17 protein-coding genes and 1 tRNA gene are annotated in these 19187 nt (G+C 52.8%); 11 read left to right on the top strand and 7 right to left on the bottom strand.

The window, feature by feature from the left end; translation table 11 throughout:
• Positions 1-11 precede the first annotated feature (11 nt).
• Positions 12-593, bottom strand: a complete 582-nt coding sequence (locus tag C8R31_RS11720; protein WP_107694259.1) for an SCP2 domain-containing protein — start codon at positions 591-593, stop codon at positions 12-14.
• Positions 594-604: 11 nt separating this feature from the next.
• Positions 605-1489: a Tim44 domain-containing protein gene (locus C8R31_RS11715; RefSeq protein WP_107694258.1), complete on the bottom strand. Its 885-nt coding sequence runs from the start codon at positions 1487-1489 to the stop codon at positions 605-607.
• 735 nt (positions 1490-2224) lie between these two features.
• On the opposite strand from C8R31_RS11715, the gene C8R31_RS11710 reads away from it, so the two are divergent.
• From C8R31_RS11710 to C8R31_RS11695, 4 genes are all read left to right on the top strand, one after another.
• Entirely contained in the window at positions 2225-3157 is a 933-nt protein-coding gene (locus C8R31_RS11710; RefSeq protein ID WP_107694257.1) for a universal stress protein, read from the top strand.
• A complete protein-coding gene (locus tag C8R31_RS11705) occupies positions 3154-4266 on the top strand; it encodes an acetate/propionate family kinase (protein ID WP_107694256.1) in 1113 nt (370 codons plus the stop codon). Before C8R31_RS11710 ends, C8R31_RS11705 begins: the two co-directional genes overlap by 4 nt.
• A gap of 12 nt (positions 4267-4278) precedes the next feature.
• Positions 4279-6696, top strand: coding sequence for a phosphoketolase (locus tag C8R31_RS11700; RefSeq protein ID WP_107694255.1), 2418 nt, complete (start codon positions 4279-4281; stop codon positions 6694-6696).
• Positions 6697-6852: 156 nt separating this feature from the next.
• Complete coding sequence (locus tag C8R31_RS11695; protein ID WP_107694254.1) at positions 6853-7467, top strand: hypothetical protein; 615 nt, start codon at positions 6853-6855, stop codon at positions 7465-7467.
• A gap of 182 nt (positions 7468-7649) precedes the next feature.
• On the opposite strand, the gene C8R31_RS16585 is transcribed toward C8R31_RS11695, so the two are convergent.
• Positions 7650-7958: a kinase/pyrophosphorylase gene (locus C8R31_RS16585; protein WP_258192685.1), complete on the bottom strand. Its 309-nt coding sequence runs from the start codon at positions 7956-7958 to the stop codon at positions 7650-7652.
• Between the two features lie 532 nt (positions 7959-8490).
• Between C8R31_RS16585 and ppsA the strand changes: the two genes are divergently transcribed.
• The 7 genes from ppsA (at position 8491) to C8R31_RS16075 (ending at position 16039) form a co-directional block, all read left to right on the top strand.
• Positions 8491-10902, top strand: a complete 2412-nt coding sequence (gene ppsA, locus C8R31_RS11680) for a phosphoenolpyruvate synthase (RefSeq protein ID WP_107694252.1) — start codon at positions 8491-8493, stop codon at positions 10900-10902.
• A gap of 28 nt (positions 10903-10930) precedes the next feature.
• Positions 10931-11545, top strand: a complete 615-nt coding sequence (locus tag C8R31_RS11675; protein ID WP_107694251.1) for an undecaprenyl diphosphate synthase family protein — start codon at positions 10931-10933, stop codon at positions 11543-11545.
• A 194-nt stretch (positions 11546-11739) separates the two neighbouring features.
• Entirely contained in the window at positions 11740-12081 is a 342-nt protein-coding gene (locus C8R31_RS11670; RefSeq protein WP_107694250.1) for a hypothetical protein, read from the top strand.
• 733 nt (positions 12082-12814) lie between these two features.
• Entirely contained in the window at positions 12815-13213 is a 399-nt protein-coding gene (locus C8R31_RS11665) for a hypothetical protein (protein WP_107694249.1), read from the top strand.
• A 532-nt stretch (positions 13214-13745) separates the two neighbouring features.
• A complete protein-coding gene (locus C8R31_RS11660) occupies positions 13746-14771 on the top strand; it encodes a methyltransferase (RefSeq protein ID WP_107694248.1) in 1026 nt (341 codons plus the stop codon).
• Positions 14772-14801: 30 nt separating this feature from the next.
• Positions 14802-15893 (top strand): aminotransferase class V-fold PLP-dependent enzyme, encoded by a 1092-nt coding sequence (locus C8R31_RS11655; RefSeq protein ID WP_181320574.1) that lies wholly within the window; start codon positions 14802-14804, stop codon positions 15891-15893.
• The gene (locus C8R31_RS16075) at positions 15893-16039 is read left to right on the top strand and encodes a hypothetical protein (RefSeq protein WP_181320572.1); all 147 of its coding nucleotides are present in this window, start codon (positions 15893-15895) and stop codon (positions 16037-16039) included. Before C8R31_RS11655 ends, C8R31_RS16075 begins: the two co-directional genes overlap by 1 nt.
• Positions 16040-16901: 862 nt before the next feature.
• Here the strand turns inward: C8R31_RS16075 and C8R31_RS15860 are convergent.
• From C8R31_RS15860 to C8R31_RS11630, 4 genes are all read right to left on the bottom strand, one after another.
• The gene (locus tag C8R31_RS15860; RefSeq protein ID WP_146164590.1) at positions 16902-17303 is read right to left on the bottom strand and encodes a hypothetical protein; all 402 of its coding nucleotides are present in this window, start codon (positions 17301-17303) and stop codon (positions 16902-16904) included.
• On the bottom strand, positions 17296-18045 hold the full coding sequence (locus C8R31_RS11640; RefSeq protein ID WP_107694244.1) for a hypothetical protein: 750 nt from the start codon (positions 18043-18045) through the stop codon (positions 17296-17298). The genes C8R31_RS15860 and C8R31_RS11640 overlap by 8 nt, the downstream gene beginning before the upstream one ends.
• A gap of 137 nt (positions 18046-18182) precedes the next feature.
• Complete coding sequence (locus tag C8R31_RS11635; RefSeq protein WP_107694243.1) at positions 18183-18755, bottom strand: hypothetical protein; 573 nt, start codon at positions 18753-18755, stop codon at positions 18183-18185.
• Between the two features lie 301 nt (positions 18756-19056).
• Positions 19057-19132, bottom strand: a tRNA-Thr gene (locus C8R31_RS11630).
• Positions 19133-19187 lie beyond the last annotated feature (55 nt).

The raw sequence follows: 19187 nt of genomic DNA, 5'->3' as shown, positions 1-19187 counted from the left end.
TGTGCCAGTTGTTATCGGGGTCTTTTCATGAGCGCATTCACACGTTTGTCCAGATTTAAGGCGGCCTCTTGCAACGCGCTTACTTCATGGACGAACTCATACATGTAAAAGGGCTTCGCGAGCAAAGGCCGTTCTTCGGTTAAATATTCCAGCGACATCTGCAACAAATTCCGGATGGTTTCGGTGTGCCAATGCGCTAGACTTTGACCCGCCAGAACAGCGCGATGCGCGAGGATATCGCCCATAATGCCGCTCAAATCCTCTTCAAGGTTCCAGCTTAGATTTTTACCAATATGTAGGATCTCGTCAGCGAACGCGCCATCGCCAGAAACCCGGACGCTGCGAAACGCGTCTTCGTCACGGGCAAGCAAACGCGGCAACAACACCGGGTCAACTGTGAGAATCGCGTCATCGCGAGTATTGCTCGGGGCAGTGGACACCTCGCCGCTGGCTTTTATGGTCAGGGCGAGGTCAATGAAGGGAGGAAGACGAAAGCGCGCTGTCTTCCCGGCATAGGCCTGCAGCCTCTTGCGCGCCCAGCTTTCCCCATGCAGCAAGTGGTTGAGCGGGGCTATCGCGAGGGAGGCCAGCATCGCGGCTCAGATCAGGAGACTTGTTGAATGCCCGCCAGCAGCCAAACCGCGTCCGGATCCTTAAGATCCTTCTGCACGTGCCAGATCTCATCAAATGGTTCCGGCGAGGAGTTGGGCGCTTCTCGAAGCTGTCCGTTAAACCTGACACTGGCAATGGCCGTGTCATTTTCCGTTACTACTTCGAGCACGTCCGCATTGATGGCCATGACCTCGGTCCTCTGTGGTTCGCCGCCGCGCTCATTGATCTGCATGCTGATTTCCGCGAACATTTGCGGAGTGGTGTATTCGCGAATATCGCTCAGGTCGCGCGCGTCGTTGGCTGCCTGAAGCCGAATAAATGAGGTTTTGGCATTGCGCAAGAACGGCTCGACCTGAAAGTCTGCCGGAATATTAGCTGCGCTTCTGGTAACAGGAACCGCTTGAGCTGGCGTTGTTGCTCCGGCTGCTGATGTGTCTTCTGCGGGCGCCCCAGTTCCCGGGGCTGGGCCGGTGCTGCCGGTTGTTCCCATACCTGAATATTGCATCGGACGCGCCGTATTTTCCTGCCGGGGTCTGCGCAACATGCGGACCACGAAGAAAATGGCGGCCATCAGCGCTGCGAGCATCAGCACATCCATCATTTTAATGCCCTCGAATGCGCCCCCCATGAATAGCGCCGCCAGTAATCCTCCAGCGGCCAAACCAGCGAGAGGGCCCATCCATTTGCTTCCACCCGCGGCTGCAGGCGCCGCCGCAGCGGCTGGGGCTTGCCCAGGCTTGGGAGCTGCTTGCGGGCTGATGGCTTCCCGTTGCTTGCCAATACTCTTACCGCCCCCGAAGCGTTTTGCTTCGGCATCGAAGGCAGCCAATCCGAAGCTAAAAACAGCCAAGGTCAGCAGGGTGAATAATTTCTTCATGATGGTCTCCTTGCAAACGTTGAAGAAAGCAGTATAACACTATCGAATCTACTGATATCTCATAAATTGAATCGGAAAACCTATTTGCGCGCAAGTTCCCAACTGCAGTTTGTAATCACGTACCGAGTTTGATAAGTAATTGAATAAATGGACATCTATGGCCGGAGATTTCCCGTCTTAATATCGACGACCGTTTGAAGAAACTTACGTCAGCAGCGCTTGCCATCTGTCCGCCGGATATTCATGAAGTTAAGCTTGTTCCACCTTTCTTGTTTCTTCCGCTAGTCTACCTGGAGGGTTGAACTTGCTATCGAACGCATCGGCTCACAGTGGCGTTGGGCACTGCGGCCATTATGTTGGTCGGTCCTGCCATCCAATTTCCTTTTTTTTTCGGCGCAGGTCTTGCCAATTTTCCGTTCGTGCCGCTGCGTATTCATTAAACTGCCCTGTTGCACGCAGGGCGCCCGTACCCTCGCCATGCAGGAATGCGAAGTGCTTATCATATGATAAGCGCCGCACAGATGACCGTATGCAGCCTGTGCTTATACTTCTTCCTTCTCCCGTTCAGCTCGTTCAAGCTCCCTCCAAGGCAAAGCAGCGCAGTGAGTACTGAATGACGAATGACGCGAGGTCGATAAAGGAAAGCGGTTTTCCCAAAAAAGATACTTCAGCGCAACACCTGCAGAAACGTTTCAGATAAATTCAGAGGGCACGCTTTGCCCGAATCGGTGTTACGTGAAGAAAATTGAACACATTCTCGTCGCTACAGATTTTTCGCCGCGGTCGGACAGAGCGGTTCGCCGCGGCGCGCAGCTGGCCAAGGAGTACGGCGCAAAACTTGATTTGCTGCACGTCCTTCCCATCCTTACATTCGAAGCGCTCCGGCGATTGAAGATCGATATCCCGTTGGAGACGGAACAGCAGCTCTATAATCACGCCAAGGCAACGCTGCAAGAGGTGGCAACTTCGTTGTCCAGCGGGGGCATAAGCGTGATGCATCACGTTGCGATCGGTCAAGCGCACGTGAAAATCAATCAGTATGCGAACGCGAATCATGCCGATCTAATAGTCATCGGTGATCAAGGGGAAACCTTCGCTCGGGAATTCTTCCTTGGGACAACCGCGTCAAAAACCCTCAGCAAAGGATTTCGTCCGCTGCTCGTCGTAAAACAGGAACCGAAAGGGGAGTACAAGCATGTATTGGTACCGATGGATTTTTCGCAACCATCGCTCGATGCGCTTGAGGTGGCATTAAAAACGGGTACGCGAGCGTCGATTTACGTGTTGCATGTAGCCGAGGTGCCGTTCGCACACCGAATGAAGCAGATCGGTCTCAGCGAGGAACGTGCTGATCTCCATCGAGACAATTTATTAAGCCATGCCCGTGCGGAGATTGAAAAGATAGCCGAAGGCTGTGCCCGAGGTAATGCCCAGGTTACTTTCATTGTCGAGCAAGGCCGCCCACGTGCTGTCATATTGCAGCAAGTCCGGGCTCTCCATATCGATTTGGTTGTCATAGGGAAGCGCGGCGAGACGGAATTGGATGAAGCACTATTCGGTTCGGTTACCAAGCATGTTCTCTACGAGACTTCGTGCGACGTCCTGGTGGTTAGCTCCGGGCTGCTGAAACAGTCGGAAAAGGATGACCTGGGCGGCAAGCATTCGTGATTATCCTGACTGTTAACACTGGCAGTTCATCGGTCCGCCTGGCGGCATTCTCCAGTGATAGCGGCGCGCTGAGCGGATTGGCAAATTCCCGTTACGATCTGTCGGGCAGCGAACCCGAGGTCATGCTGAAAGCATTCCTCGAAACGCATGGGCTGGCAGAAACAAAACTGGCGGTGCATCGCGTGGTGCATGGGGGGATGAACCTCACTGCGCCGTGCCTGATCGATGAGGAAGTGGAGCAGGAGATCGGCCGCGTTGCGTCGCTCGCGCCGCTGCACAACCGCAATACGCTACGATGGATACGTGCAGCTGGCGGTGTGCTGGGGAGGGACGTTGCCCAGGTAGCGGTGTTCGATACCGCGTTTTTCAGAGCTCTGCCCGAAGCCGCACGCATGTACGCGCTTCCGCACACGCTTGTCGAAAAGCATGGGCTGCGCCGCTACGGTTTTCATGGGCTGGCGCATCAGGCCATGTGGCGGAGCTGGCAGGGGTTGCAGCCCGGCGCCGGTCGGGGAGGGCGCATCATTTCACTGCAGCTCGGGGCCGGTTGCTCAATCACGGCGATAGAGAACGGGTCGCCGCGTGACACTTCCATGGGGTTTTCCCCCCTGGAGGGGCTAGTAATGGCCACGCGCTCGGGGGATGTCGATCCCGGCCTGATTACGTTTTTGCTCCGCCAGGAAAATTTAACCGCGGAGCAGCTGGATGAACTCCTGAATCAGCATTCCGGCCTTTTGGGATTGTCCGGGATCAGCGCCGACATACGGGAATTACTGGGGTCGCCCGACAAGCTGGCACAGCTGGCATTGGATGTGTACTGTTACCGGGTGCGTAAATACATCGGTGCCTACCTGGCGGTGCTGTCTGGCGCCGAGGCAATTGTTTTCGGCGGAGGAGTCGGAGAAAACGTACCGGAAGTGCGGGAAAAAATACTCGCCGGCATGGAATGGTGCGGCATCGAAATCGATTTAAACGCAAATCGGGATGCCCACGGATTATCGCGTATCAGTGGCGAGAAAAGCCGGGTGGCGGCGTGGGTTATTCCTGTAGACGAGGCGGCGGTTCTAGCGCGCGAAGGGACCGCGTTGATGGCGGCAAAAGGAGCCTGAAGGAGAATCGTTATGAATCAAGCTGAACCCAAGACTCAATCAGTGGACAAACCGCTTTCCGAAGATGAATTGCGCAGGATCAATGCCTATTGGCGGGCTGCAAATTATCTTTCCGTCGGACAGATATATCTTCTCGACAACCCGCTACTCAGGGAGCCGCTTACGGTCGCGCATGTGAAGCCCCGGTTGCTCGGGCACTGGGGTACCACGCCGGGGCTCAATTTTATTTACGCGCATCTGAATCGCATCATAAACAAATACGATCTCGATATGATCTATATAGCGGGGCCGGGTCATGGTGGCCCGGCGATGGTGGCCAACACGTGGCTCGAAGGCAGCTATAGTGAGTTTTATCCCCATATTTCGCGCGACGCGATCGGCATGAAGAGGCTGTTTAAGCAGTTTTCGTTCCCCGGCGGGATTCCCAGCCATGTCGCGCCGGAAACGCCTGGTTCGATTCACGAAGGCGGGGAGCTGGGCTATTCCGTATCTCATGCCTTTGGCGCCGCTTTTGACAATCCGGATCTGGTCGTGGCGTGCGTGGTCGGTGATGGCGAAGCTGAAACCGGCCCGCTCGCCTGCGCCTGGCACTCCAATAAATTTCTCAACCCGGCTCGTGATGGAGCGGTGCTGCCGATCCTGCATCTGAACGGGTACAAGATAGCCAATCCCGCAGTGCTGGCTCGCATCAGCCACGACGAGCTGCAGGATCTTTTCTTCGGTTATGGTTATCAACCCTATTTCGTCGAGGGGTCGGATCCGGCGCTCATGCATCAGCAGATGGCCGCCGCGTTCGATCTCGCTGTTGATCAGATTCGAGCGATTCAGCGCGAAGCTCGAACCAGCGGTCAAACAATGAAGGAAATCACATATCCGCGTTGGCCCATGATCGTTCTGCGCAGTCCGAAGGGATGGACGGGACCGAAAGAGGTCGACGGCAAGACGACTGAGGGTCTCTGGCGCTCGCACCAGGTGCCGCTTGCAGAGATCGGCTCAAATCCGCAACATCTGAAGCTGTTGGAAAGCTGGATGAAGAGCTACAACCCGGAGGAATTATTCGATGAGAAAGGCGCTCTCCTGCCGGAATTGGCGGCGCTCGCGCCCCGTGGCGAGCGCCGTATGGGCGCAAATCCCCATGCTAACGGCGGCCGGTTGCTGAACGCATTGGAAATGCCCGATTTTCGCGATTATGCCGTCGCTGTACCAGGGCCAGGCGTAGTGGTCGCCGAAGCAACGCGCGAGATGGGAAAATTATTGCGTGACGTAATGAAGCTCAATCTCGGCAGCCGTAATTTCCGGGTGATGGGACCGGATGAGACCAGTTCGAACCGCCTCGATGCGCTGTATGAGGTGACGCCCCGCACGTGGGTGGGGCAGAACTTGCCGAGTGATGAAAACCTTTCCCCGGATGGAAGGGTGATGGAAATTCTCTCGGAGCATACCTGCCAGGGCTGGCTTGAGGGGTACCTGCTTACCGGACGGCACGGTCTTTTCTCATGCTATGAGGCATTTATCCATATCGTTGACTCAATGTTCAATCAACATGCCAAATGGCTAAAGGTAACGAAGGAAATCTCTTGGCGCGCCCCGATTGCCTCGCTGAATTATTTGCTGACGTCACATGTCTGGCGTCAGGATCACAATGGATTCTCGCACCAGGACCCGGGCTTCATCGATCACGCGGTAAACAAAAAAGCCGATATCATCCGGGTTTATTTGCCGCCGGATGCAAACACGCTGCTGTATGTTGCCGATAAATGCCTGCGCTCGCGTAACTTTGTCAACGTTATCGTCGCCGGTAAGCAACCGGCATTGCAATGGCTGGATATGGACTCGGCCATCAAGCACGCCACTACCGGTATTGGGGTCTGGGGTTGGGCGAGCAATGACCAGGACAGTGACCCGGACGTAATAATGGGGTGCGCGGGCGATGTGCCGACACTTGAAACCTTGGCGGCAGTCGATCTGTTGCGGCGTCATATCCCCGAACTGAAGATAAGGGTGGTAAACGTAGTAGACCTGATGACCCTCCAGCCCCGAACGGAACATCCGCATGGGTTATCCGATGATGACTTCGATTCGCTCTTCACGGCTTCCCGGCCAATCATTTTTGCCTACCATGGCTATCCCTGGCTTATCCATCGTCTGACCTATCGCCGCAACAATCATGAAAACCTGCACGTGCGTGGATACAAGGAAGAAGGAACGACCACCACTCCGTTTGACATGACGGTTCTGAATGATCTTGACCGCTTCCATCTGGTAATGGACGTGGTCGACCGCGTGCCCACGCTGGGCTCAAAGGGGGTGTACCTCAAGCAGCTGATGCGCGAGAAGTTGACCGAACATAAGCAGTACATCGTCGAATACGGCGATGACATGCCCGAGATACGCGACTGGCACTGGCCTTCCAGTTCCGGGGGCCAATGATCGGTCTATGTGATAAGGCGGAAACGCGGCAAAAGTGACGGATGGGATGGATGCTTATCTTGGAACCACGGTTCCCGCCTCTATATTGCGAGCAAAATATCCTTTTCATCAACACCCAGGCGCAAGCACGTTTGCTGAGTTGGCGGAGAGGTACGGATGATATTTATCCTCAATCTCATTGCGCTCTATTTCGCGTTTACATCGAATCACACGGACGGCGTGTACTGGGGCGCCGTCCTGCCTGCGCTATACGCTATCATTGTGGCGCCCCACGCGTTGATCGGCAGAACCGACATACCACTGCCAAGGATAGCGAAAATACTCGCTGACAAATGGGAAAATGCGGAGGATCTGACGGAATATATCGCCAAATACTGGATGGCGCTGGCCTATCCCACCACTTCATGGAAAAAGCAGAGGAACAGCGTTATTCTCTACCTGACTTCGTTTCTGCTGGGTGTCGTCTATTTTGCCAAGGAAATGTTTGCGGGCGGTATCTTCATGTTTGTAGTGGGATATATTCTCTATCAAATGAGTCTTCGAGTGGACTGGCCGAGGTCCGTCTATACGAGCCCGGAATTCAGGGACGGGAGCGACAATGAATTCGCCAGAAAAGAATGGGAGCTTGCCGCCATGTCGATTGTGGCATTTGCCGATCTATACCCGGATGACAAGGCACTTAACAATTCAGCAAAAGAAATCTCGGAAGATGCGGACGTAAAGCCGTTGCTCACAAGATACCGACACGAAGCGTTTGGGGGAGCGGGGTAGAACGGCCCCGCAATTCGTTTTTGGCGCTTTTGGCGCCTCCGCCGATCGTACAGCGAACATTCAAAGCTTTCCGGTCACCTTCCAATCGGCTGGCAGGCAATGCCCCAGGCTGGTTAGGTATCCCCGCTTGCCTACCGACCGCTTGCTGCAAAAGTGCCACAGCGAGGCATCGGCGTTGCCCGCTAATAAATCTGTCGTTTGAGTTTGCCTGATGCAGCACGGCCGTAGCAAGCTCGTCGATCGATTTGGCTGCTAGAGGCATCGAGATAGGGAATTCCTTCGCGCCGCTCAGCTTTTTCCGCTGCGCGGACTTCGTGTTCGCAATTCCTGAGCGAGGCATATTCACTGTCGGGCTTGCGCTCGCGTCGCATCTGATGCAGGCATAGCTGTTCAACCGTAAAGCCGAACAGCTTGCTGCGGTTGTTCCTGATCTGGGACGGGTCCGACAGAAAGAAGCCTGCTGGCGGTGGCTGTGCCACTTTAATTGACATTTGTTTTAACTCACCGATAATGTAAAGAGGCCCTGAATGGCTCTCAAGCCCGCAATAACAACGTTGAAGCCATAGCTGAGTGTCTGAAGTGCACACGGGGCGCCCCCGGGATTTCTTCTCAGGAGTCGGCCCCCCCGGGTATTCTCCCCAGCGGGCATGGGTCCGCGTCCGGCTTTGCCCGACCCGAGCCTCATTAGTTCCTTCCCCCGCTTTTGGGCATCTTTGGGAGTCATGGCCGTCCAAGTTTTCCAAGCTGTTCCTTGCAGGCTGATGTCAGCCTGGTGCTTTTTCGGGAGTACGGCAAAAAAATCCTCGCGGAAATTAGGCTCTGAGGAACGTTGCGCCTGAGGTCCGCCGCAAGGGGGAGAACGCAACATTGCTTCGACCACCTCGTATCTCCGGCTTATCGATATATCGATTTGGGCCTCGTTTGCCAACGGAACGTTTGCAACGATTTTATTTAAAAGTTTCTATAATGAAAATAACGTATCGTGGCAACTAACACAACCGTACTCGCGAACAGGAGCAGAAATTGACTGATTCACAATACGTCGTCTGGTTCGATGAGTTGCGCATGACGGACGTAGGCCGCGTGGGCGGAAAGAATGCGTCGCTGGGCGAAATGATCAGCCAGTTGACAAAGGCCGGGGTGCGGGTTCCTCACGGCTTTGCAACGACCGCCGATGCCTATCGTGAGTTTCTTGCCCAGGGAGGTCTGGCACAGCGCATCGAACGGATACTCGCCACGCTTGATACGCGAGACGTTAAAGCACTGGCTACTACTGGCGCGCAAATCCGGGCCTGGATCGTGGAAACTCCGCTGCAGCCGCGGTTGAAGCAGGAAATCACCACTGCTTACCAGAAAATGCTGCAGGAAGCGGAGTCCAGCGAAATCTCCGTGGCGGTGCGTTCTTCCGCTACCGCAGAAGACTTGGCGACCGCCTCCTTCGCAGGCCAGCAGGAAACTTACCTGAATATTCATGGACTGGACAATTTGTTAAAGGCGGTCCAGGACGTGTTTGCCTCGCTCTACAATGACCGGGCAATTTCGTACCGCGTCGACAAGGGTTTCATCCATTCAGAGGTGGCTTTATCGGCGGGCGTGCAGCAGATGGTTCGCAGTGATATGGGTGCTTCAGGCGTGATCTTCACTCTGGATACCGAAACAGGATTTGATCAGGTGGTCTTCATCACGGCTTCATATGGCTTGGGGGAAACCGTAGTGAAGGGTGCGGTCAACCCGGACGAGTTCTATGTTTACAAACCCGCACTAGCGCAGGGAAGGCCGGCGATTCTTCGACGAAACCTGGGTTCCAAGCTCATCAAAATGCAATATGCGGCAAGCGGCGACATCGGCCGTACGGTGGAAACCCTGGAGGTGGATCAGGCTGCGCGTAGCCGCTTCTCCGTGACCGACCGGGATGTAGAGGAATTGGCCCGCCATGCGGTCGTCATCGAGCGGCACTATGGCAGGCCCATGGATATCGAATGGGGCAAGGACGGCCAGGATGGCAAACTCTACATCCTGCAAGCGCGGCCCGAGACAGTGCAATCCGCGGCAAAGGTGAATACGCTGCGGCGCTACCGGTTGAAAAGCAAATCGGAAATACTGGTATCCGGGCGCGCCATCGGCCAGAAAATCGGTAGCGGTCCGGTCCGGCTGGTTCTGGACGCGAGCGAGATGTCACGCGTGCGAGAGGGAGATGTGCTGGTGACCGACATGACCGATCCCGATTGGGAGCCCGTCATGAAACGTGCATCGGCCATTGTGACCAATCGCGGCGGCCGCACCTGCCACGCGGCAATTGTTGCGCGCGAACTAGGGATCCCGGCGGTAGTCGGTTGCGGAAACGCTACCGGTACACTGGCTGAGGACGAAATGGTGACGGTGTCCTGTACAGAAGGGGATACCGGCAATATCTATCGGGGGTCGCTGGAAATCGAAGTGATCGACCTGGCGCTCGAGAGTATGCCGAAGCCGCCAGTCAAGATCACCATGAACGTGGGCAACCCGGACCTGGCGTTTGGTTTTCAGCGCATACCCAACGATGGCGTTGGTCTGGCGCGGCTGGAGTTCATCATCGCACGCATGATCGGAATACACCCCAACGCTGTGTTGCACTATCCGGATCTACCCCCCGACCTGAAGCAGCAGGTGGAAAATCAGAGTGCGGGTTATCCCGATCCTGTCAGTTTTTATGTTGAGAAACTCGCCGAGGGTATCGCCACGCTAGGTGCGGCATTCTTCCCAAAGCCGGTTATCGTGCGCCTCTCGGACTTTAAATCCAACGAATACTCGAGCCTCATTGGCGGGCTGCAATACGAGCCCAAGGAAGAAAATCCGATGCTGGGATTTCGCGGCGCTTCGCGCTACGTGGCGAAGGAGTTCCGCGAGTGTTTCGAACTTGAATGCCGGGCAATGAAGAAAGTCCGAACCGAGATGGGCCTTACCAATCTGGAGATCATGATACCGTTTGTGCGGACGGTGACCGAAGCACGCCGCGTAGTAACCCTGCTGGAAGAAAACGGCTTGAAACGGGGTGAGAACGGCTTGCGGCTGATCATGATGTGTGAAATCCCATCCAATGCGTTGCTTGCGGATCAGTTCCTCGAGTACTTCGACGGTTTTTCCATCGGGTCCAACGACCTGACGCAGCTCACTCTCGGGTTGGATCGGGATTCCAGCCTTGTTGCGGAATCCTTCGATGAGCGCGACCCCGCGGTCAAGGCCCTGTTGCGGCTCGCAATTCAGGCATGCCGTGGAGCGGGAAAATACATCGGTATTTGTGGACAGGGGCCGTCCGACCATCCCGACCTGGCACGGTGGCTTATGGAAGAAGGCATCGGTAGTCTCTCATTGAATCCTGATACGGTGGTGGATACTTGGCTTTATCTTGTTGAGGAAGCTAAAAAAAAAGGCAGCATTTCAGAACGAGGCGCTTAACTTGAACTGCTTTGTATAAGGATCGCAAATGGCAAAGAACAGGATTCCGCAGCATATCGGCTTCATTCCTGACGGCAATCGCCGCTGGGCATTGAATCGGGGCCTCCCAAAAGAGGATGGATACACTTATGGTATTGGGCCCGGAATAGCCTTGTACGAAATATGCAAGGAGCGGGGTATTCCGGAAGCGTCTATTTATTGTTTTACGCAAGACAACACAAAGCGGCCGACCCTGCAAAAGCTGGCATTTACTGATGCCTCAGTGGAATTCGCTTTTGAGATCGAACGCCGTGGCGCGGCGCTGCTTGTGGTTGGCGATGAGCGCTCTGCGCAATTTCCCAAGGTGCTTGAAAAATTCAGGACGCGCCAGGGAAGCGGCATGAAGGTCAATCTACTCGTCAACTATGGCTGGGAATGGGACTTAGGGGGGCTCAAGAGCGGGAACCTGCATTCAAACGATGTGTCACGCCTGGACCTGATCGTGCGTTGGGGAGGGGGCCGCCGCTTGAGCGGTTTTCTTCCGGTACAGTCGGTTTACGCGGACTTTTATGTGAGGGACGAGTATTGGCCGGACTTCGAGCCTCAGCATTTCGAGCATGCGTTATCCTGGTTCCGGCGGCAGGACCGGACATTTGGCGGTTAATAGTTCGCATAAAACGGGATCGCTCCCTGAAGCGGAAATAAAGACGGACGGAGTCCGGGCAGGCTCCGTACCACCCTCATCCAGGTTTCTCGCCCCCCAAACACCCTTTTTGTGCGTTGTCGTACAGTATAGTTTCAAATCCATGGGTAGCATTTCCAGACAGCAATTCGCTGATAGACAATAAGGAGCTATCCATGAAATACCTGTCCATCATGAATAGTAAAACAGTGCAGCCACTGCTCGCCGCGGTCCTTTTAACCGTCGCAGGATCGGTTTATGCACAGATCAATGTGCCCGGCCAAGGCGACGCCATGCAACGGCCTTCCGATTCCATGCAACCGCCGGTAACGCCAGGGAAGCCATTTGAGAAAGGCACGACCAGAGGGGAAGAAGCGGAAAGGAAAAACCGTTTCGAAAGAAATCAGAGAGAATCATTAAGCGAAGGAGAATATCGAGAGCATCGCAAGGAAGGTGTCTACGATTATGGCACCGAAAAAGAGCGCGGGTCTGCACCAGCGTCGGGGACAGGTTATTGACAAGCTCGCATCAAGTCTTCTTCCAGCCCTTATATCCCTACCATATCACTTCCGGCGTCTCCGTTCATTAATCCATCGAGACGCCGGCAGCTCATTCCCTAATCTTTTTTATCCGTTTTAACGCCCTGACCCGACCGCACCTTTGCGCTTATGGTTCGGTTTGCGTTCTCGATTCCACAGTTTTGGCACACCCCGGCTTTTACAGCCAATCCCAACCAAATGTATCGTGGAAGTTTAGAGAATCTATATTCAAGCCATTGTCTAATGAAGAATCGCGCTGACATCAGAAGGGCTTGCTTGTTCACTGCTCATAGGCCTTCCTGTTCTTTAGCGGTCGCATTTCCTGTGAATCCCCGTTACTAACCGCCTTCGGTTCGAGTATCCCTTCGAAACCGGTCGGTCAGAGTGCGATTCGTAGCTGATCGCGGACCACCATTTCCCCGCCGTATTTTCCATGGTTCCGGGTTCACAAATCCCTCACATCGATATGACGTCTTCCTCACATTTTTCACACAATCATCACATTGTTGCAACAAGTTCTTCACATGGACTATGGCAGTCTCCATACCATGAGATCCAAAAAAGCGCAAGCGGCGTATTGGCGGTCTTGAATAGAAAAAGCTCCGCAGAATCATGGTATTACAATAATAAAATCATTCGGGGTTGGGTGGCCATCGCAAAGCTTTAAGCAATTCATGGCCTTATTCGTTGGGGACATAAAGGAGGTGGTGCTATGAAGCAAGTGTTTTTTCATAGTCTGATTGTGTGCTTTTTTCTCCCATTATTGGGCGTTATTGTATTTTCGCTTAATAGTTTCGGCCTCCCCTTGATGGAGCAATATCAGGACAGGTCGATCAAGTTCTTCATAGCATTTCCCTACTTCCTTCTTCTAATCGCCGCCCTTTATGGATCTGCCTTAATCGCCGAGCGCCTGTCCAGTCGCCTGGCTGCCAAATTTGGAGAACCGGTCGACGATAAAGCCCAGACCGATAGTTGGGAGAAATTCCTTGATCCGAAACGCATAGAGCACAACCGCTCAGTTGTCATGAAGACGGCGGACGGTTGGCTTAAAGATAATATGCTGGCGAGAATCATTATCGGCCTTATTATTGGCGCGGTGATCGTCATTTAGTGAATGGGCGGGGTCGACTGATCAGCATACCGGCCAGTGATTTTCTCAGAAATGAGAAGGGGGATGTAAGTTGAGTGCAAGCTGAGCATAAGTCCCTTATATTCAGTATTTCGTTTTGCGTTTTTGGAAAAAGGCCCGGAATTTCATTCCGGGCCTTTTTCATAACCGGGGCAGTTACGTATACAATTGTTCTTGTAGCCGCATGTTTAGGCTACTCATCCGTATGTTCCCTTCATTAGCCGTAGTACCTTCTTCGGTCGCATCGTCCAATCTCGCGCTGGCGTTTCCGGTTCTTGAAATAATCTCACCCATATCGCTCCGTCGGTTAATTGCAAGTGCCCGGGCGGTTCCCCGCATAGACAGTACGATTATCAGGTAACAACAGCAGTCGCTATAGCTGAACTTCGATTTTTCTTGTGGCGGCGATAAAATGGACGAGTCGATCACAAGGAGAATAACGCGGTTTGGCGCCTAATAGCAGTGGGCCGCGGCGGAACCTTAGATTTCCAAGAATCCATGAATGAGGGAAACGATGTCTGATGCAGAAGATCCATCTCGTATTCTTGAGGTAGGCTTTGGTTTTTGGGGTTCGAAGGTTCTCCTCACGGCGGTTGAATTAGAGCTTTTTACGATACTGGGCGATGAGGCCATGACCGGCATAGCCTTGGGCAAGGCGCTAAACCTCCATCCACGCGGCATCTGGGATTTTTTCGATGCGCTCGTGGCACTTGGTTTCCTGAACCGGGCGGGGGCTGGCGCAGCAGCGGTTTACTCTAATACCGGGCAAACAAGCCGATTCCTGGACAAGAATAAAGGCGAGTACATTGGCGGCATACTGGAAATGGCCGGCCAGCGCCTGTTCAGATTCTGGAGTGATCTCGGACCCGCGCTCAAGACCGGCAAGCCTCAGAACGAAATCAAGCACAGCCAGAAACCCATGTTTGAAGTGCTTTATGAAGACTTGTCCCGGCTTGAACAATTCATGGGGGCAATGCGCGGTATTTCGCGAGTTAACTTCCAGGCGCTTGCGCAAAAGTTTGATTTTTCCCGTTATTCCACGTTGTGCGATGTGGGGGGCGCGACGGGATTGCTTTCAAGCCTGGTCGCGATACAGCATCCCCAAATTAAATGCACGAGCTTTGATTTACCAGCTGTCGAGCCTATCGCCAGGAAATGGATCGAGCAGGCGGGGTTAACTGACCGGGTAGAGGTTGTATCGGGAGATTTTCTGAAGAACCCTTTGCCGAAGGCGGATGTCATCACCATGGGGATGATTTTGCATGACTGGAATCTGGAGAAGAAGAAACACCTTATCAGATTGGCATACGAGTCAGTGCCGGAGGGAGGCGTCTTCGTCGCCATTGAAAACCTGATCGACGATGAGCGGCGCACAAACGCGTTTGGGCTCCTGATGTCGCTAAACATGCTGATCGAATTTGGTGATGCGTTTGATTTCACCGGGGCGGATTTTTGGGAATGGTGCCGGGAGGCGGGGTTCAAGCGCTACGAGATAATGCATTTGGAAGGCCCGTGCAGCGCCGCAATTGCATATAAATAAATACGCGATCTCGAGCGGATGACAAAATCTATGACAAGACTCCTTCTGATCTTCCTAAGCGTCGTCTCCTTTTCGAACCCGGCCTCGGCAATTACCGAGTCGCAGCGTGAAAGGCTGGATCAATTCGCGCAAAAGATCCTCGAAAAGAAGAAGACCGCCGCGGGATACCCGGTCAACCAGGACACCTCTTTAGGCGATTTTTACGCGTGGTACATGAAGCACGAAATGTATCGCGTGGCAATGAACAACGTTGGAGATCCATACAAACAAAGTCCTTATACTTTGAATACCCATGAGTTCGAGCAGGAAGTGGTGAATTACTTTGCCAAGCTGTATGGGTTCAAGGAGGGAGACTACTGGGGTTTCGTAACCGCCAGCGGAACCGATGGAAACAACCACGGAATTTATTTCGGGCGTAAATACCTGGAATCGAAGTCATCCGTGAAGCCGATCATTTATGTATCCGCGGAAGCCCATTACTCGATAAAAAAATTGGCCGATGTCCAAAATACCGATCTTCGCCTGATCAAGGCGACGGATATGGGCCACATGAATACAGCCGATTTCGAGAAACAATTGGACCCGGCACGTCCGGCTCTTGTGGTTATCGCCATGGGCACGACTTTCAAGGGTGCGATGGATGACCAGTCGGCCATCCGCAAAATACTGCGGGGAAAGCACCGCGGGCCCGCATACATTCACTCCGATGCCGCGCTTTTCGGTGGATTTCTCCCCTATGTAAATGAAGAGGCTGCGCAACTCGTGCATCAGCAGGCACAAAAATTCGACTCAATCGTGGTCTCAGGGCACAAATTCTTTGGGTTTGACGAACCCATCGGCGTGTTTATTTGCACGCGTGACGCATTTAAAAACCTGAATCCCTTTGATGTGCCTTACCTGGCTGGGGCGGTTCCGACCATTACCACTTCGCGCAGCGCCCTCGGCCCTCTCAAATTCTGGTGGAAGATCAATTCAATCTCCCTCGAAGATTTCCGGACGGCCGCCCGGAATAGTATGAGCAATGCCGAGTATCTTTTAAAGAGCCTCGGAGAAGCGGTATTCGGGTATGGAAAAACCCTTACTCAAATACGCTTTTTTTTGAGCGACCGCCCGAACATTTGATGAAAAAATACGATCTGGCACCGGACGAAGGCGCGCAATTCGGAAAAATCGCTCATTTTGTCGTCATGCCCCACGTCGATCGAAAACTCATGGACAGCTTTGTTACGGATATGAAGGGGTGGAAAAGCACTATTTTACAAAAATAGGTGCACCAAACGCCCGACTGTTGCCGAGCAACTCGGCACATGGCGTTCGAGTTCCGTCGATAACGTACGGGCCGATGAGCCAGGTGCGCTACAGCAGGGCCCGAGCGTTTACATCACCATAAACCACCGATTAAATATTCCAAATAGCGAAATCAGTCCAAGAATCAACACGATAAGGGCTACCAGCGTCATGTCCGTTTTCATCACTATTCCTCCTCTTAAATTGAAATTTCGCAGGGTACGGTCGCGTTAGCAATACAACCATAGTCTGGACATGGTTTTAAGTCTAGTCCATATTGTGAGAAGGGGTATTTTTATTTTAAAAGTTATTTGGAGCGTGAACGTGAAGCAAACGTAGCGGAGTTCGATGGGAGGATTAAATGGAGATATGGCCCAAGAACTACGATGCAGCAAGAGTGTTAATTCTGGATAAGGAGGTACGTACGGAAGGAACCATGCTTATCTCGATAGAGTATGACGGTGGCAATGTATCAGAGCCCGTTTTCAAAAAACGGAGAAATTGCCTCACGGCGGACCAGCGTTGGTGGTTACGTTATCGTGGTTGATGGGCAGCCATTTGTCGCGGTGGAGTCTGAGCTGGACGCGGCTTGATTTAGCGGGCGGGGTTGGCCCGCCTTTTTTCGCTTGGAGGTACAAAAACCGTGAGAATAATAACAACTGCGACTTTCGCCTTGGCGGCCGTACTAACCACTAATGCCTTAGCGTACGACCTTCAACGGAGCATGGGGACGAGTGGGAGCAACGGCGCCAGCTTTCAGAGATGCAGCGGATCGATCAAGGCAATCGGCAGAGACAAATGGAAGCGGACAATTATCGGCCTGGGTGGCGATGAGGGGCTCGTTTATGCCGAGCTTAAGTTAGCGGAATTTTCAAGTACCTTCGCTGCATTCGCAAGTGTCTGTGCTGCTGCATTCGACGGCTGCGGTTCATTTAGTTTGTAATCAGCCCATACCCGGAATTGTTTTGTTCTTGCCGCCATATATCCGATGCTCCGCAGAACCAATGGATCCGTTGGTGGCCCGACACTGGCGTCGATAAGCCTATTGAACAGTTTCTGATGGCTACCACCCCCGTTATTTCTGGGTTCAGGGAGGGGAAATTTCTCCGCTATTTCTTTGGCCAAATGGTAAATCGCGTAATAGCCTCTGTTGACAACGGCTCGTTGTCTTATTTCTTCTTGATTGCCCTCATCTTCGTTTATGCTCTTAGCGTGTTCTAGAAGATCTAATGCAGTGTTAGACATTCACAACCTTTGGCACGGAAGAAAACCCGACGTGTACAATAGTGGCCGGAGCATCCGGCATCATGCTGAACAATCGCTCGGCATACTCCCAGTCGAGATCGGCAACTTCGCTTGGCGTTGCTACGATAGGAAGATTAACTGTAATGGTACCATCGCTTAAATATGGATGAATCTCAGATGTGCTAGCGGCGATAAGCTTCCGTTCACGCAATAGGTCCCCGGCGAGATCGATCATCCCAAGTAATTGCTGTTCTTGAACTTCGTTACGGGCAAGAATGTTCTGAATTGCCTCACTTAAACGAACTGCGGGTGACAACATAATCTCAGCCTTTTCGTGAGCAAGTCTATTGAATCGCTGAAAATCTAGTGCTTGAAATAAACAATAGCACTCATAAGGATCAGACTCAAGGAAATGATAGTCCGGTACCTCGTCCATAAGCTCCCGCGCTAAAGAAAATTTTCCAAGTTTGAGCAAGGTCTTAACGTGGTGAAGATGCCAGTGGGGCTCGGTAGTGAGTTTGAGGCCTGTAGCACCAGCATAGATCGTGTTTTCTACATCTCCTGTTAAACAGTAAAGTGATGAGAGGTAGAGCCAATACTCAACTATATCAATGTTTTTATACGCGTCTATCCGCTTCCTAAGCCGCGCCACGAGCAAATTCTCCATCAGAAGATGCCCCTTTTTGCGGATCGCATTTAGATCGTTAATGAGATCATCTGTTGCTAGAGCGGGAATGGGCATAATTTAACAAGTAAGCAGCTCAGCTATATAGCTAAGCATGTTTCGTGCCTAGTATTTAATTCTTGCAGACGCAGTAGGTTACTTTTTATTGCTTAACACGTTGTAAAAAAATCCGGCAGTTCTACGCAAACGCGATCTCAAGCCAAAAGCGCAGTATCCCAAATTCTCCCGTAATGCTCCCGCTTGAGCTTAGCAATGTCTCCGTCAAGGCGGATAAGATATGTGGGAGAGCTTCTTGCCGCATCCTTAATCGACTGGCCAATTACCCATACGGTACTCGTGTCAAGTATCACCGCCCGGTCGTGTAATTCCTTGCTGAGACGAAGCTCAATCGACCCGCCGTACGTGTTAATGAAATCGTTCACCGCGCCTTTTAAGGCGTGTATATATTGTGTCGGCTTTCCGTCCCGCTTTGCCTTCACGAGTAAATAAACCCCGACAGAAGGCAACACTTCATAAAAGTATTTATGGAACGAGTCCGCGTCCATATAGGGATCCACTATCAGCAACGAGGTTTTTGCGGATAATATCTGTTCCCTCACAGCCCTGAAGAAGTCATAAACGGCGCCAGGAGCGAAAACTTCACCCGAACTAGCGGGCACCTGCAACTCAAGATCGGCAACGGCTGCATACAAGCGGGTATAAATACCGACAAGGCTCCCCGCGGCAAGAAATAAAGGATTGAGGGAATTTATTTGACCTTGCAGCAAGATTCCTTCCGAGCGGTTCCATCGGCTAACCAATGTAACAGCTTTGCCTAGCCATTCAAGCTGAACAGGGGAATCGATCCTAGAAGAGTAAAAATCTGGCTTAGCTTCCAGATGTGCACGTAAGGCCGAAAGCAAAGCTTGTGGTCCCAATTTTACCTAAGATTTACCTAAAAGAAGAGATGGTGCCGCATGTCCGGATCGAACAAACGACCTGCCGCTTACAAGGCGGCCTACTTGTTGCCTAGGATGTTGCCTATTTCATCCTCGTGTAGCCTACGATTACTATAAGTCTTTGATTTTTTGGTGCCGACACCAAGAATCGAACTCGGGACCTTCTGATTACAAATCAGCTGCTCTACCAACTGAGCTATGCCGGCGTGGTGCAATTATAGAGACTGCGAAGGAGGGGGGCAAACTGTAGTGCGGGGAAAC

Origin of the sequence: Nitrosospira sp. Nsp2 (assembly GCF_003050965.1) — a bacterium.
Taxonomy (GTDB): Bacteria; Pseudomonadota; Gammaproteobacteria; order Burkholderiales; family Nitrosomonadaceae; genus Nitrosospira.
The sequence above is the reverse complement of the archived record's forward strand: the minus strand, read 5'-3'. Positions and strand labels throughout refer to the sequence as shown.

Bases quoted from the DNA above. Each gene is read 5' to 3' on its own strand.
- C8R31_RS11715 (WP_107694258.1), bottom strand. From the start codon at position 1,489: ATGAAGAAATTATTCACCCTGCTGACCTTGGCTGTTTTTAGCTTCGGA.
- C8R31_RS16585 (WP_258192685.1), bottom strand. From the start codon at position 7,958: ATGTCAATTAAAGTGGCACAGCCACCGCCAGCAGGCTTCTTTCTGTCG.
- C8R31_RS11670 (WP_107694250.1), top strand. From the start codon at position 11,740: ATGAAATACCTGTCCATCATGAATAGTAAAACAGTGCAGCCACTGCTC.
- C8R31_RS11665 (WP_107694249.1), top strand. From the start codon at position 12,815: ATGAAGCAAGTGTTTTTTCATAGTCTGATTGTGTGCTTTTTTCTCCCA.
- C8R31_RS11640 (WP_107694244.1), bottom strand. From the start codon at position 18,045: ATGCCCATTCCCGCTCTAGCAACAGATGATCTCATTAACGATCTAAAT.
- C8R31_RS11655 (WP_181320574.1), top strand. From the start codon at position 14,802: ATGACAAGACTCCTTCTGATCTTCCTAAGCGTCGTCTCCTTTTCGAAC.
- C8R31_RS11660 (WP_107694248.1), top strand. From the start codon at position 13,746: ATGTCTGATGCAGAAGATCCATCTCGTATTCTTGAGGTAGGCTTTGGT.
- C8R31_RS11695 (WP_107694254.1), top strand. From the start codon at position 6,853: ATGATATTTATCCTCAATCTCATTGCGCTCTATTTCGCGTTTACATCG.
- C8R31_RS11720 (WP_107694259.1), bottom strand. From the start codon at position 593: ATGCTGGCCTCCCTCGCGATAGCCCCGCTCAACCACTTGCTGCATGGG.
- C8R31_RS16075 (WP_181320572.1), top strand. From the start codon at position 15,893: ATGAAAAAATACGATCTGGCACCGGACGAAGGCGCGCAATTCGGAAAA.
- C8R31_RS15860 (WP_146164590.1), bottom strand. From the start codon at position 17,303: ATGTCTAACACTGCATTAGATCTTCTAGAACACGCTAAGAGCATAAAC.
- C8R31_RS11700 (WP_107694255.1), top strand. From the start codon at position 4,279: ATGAATCAAGCTGAACCCAAGACTCAATCAGTGGACAAACCGCTTTCC.
- C8R31_RS11675 (WP_107694251.1), top strand. From the start codon at position 10,931: ATGGCAAAGAACAGGATTCCGCAGCATATCGGCTTCATTCCTGACGGC.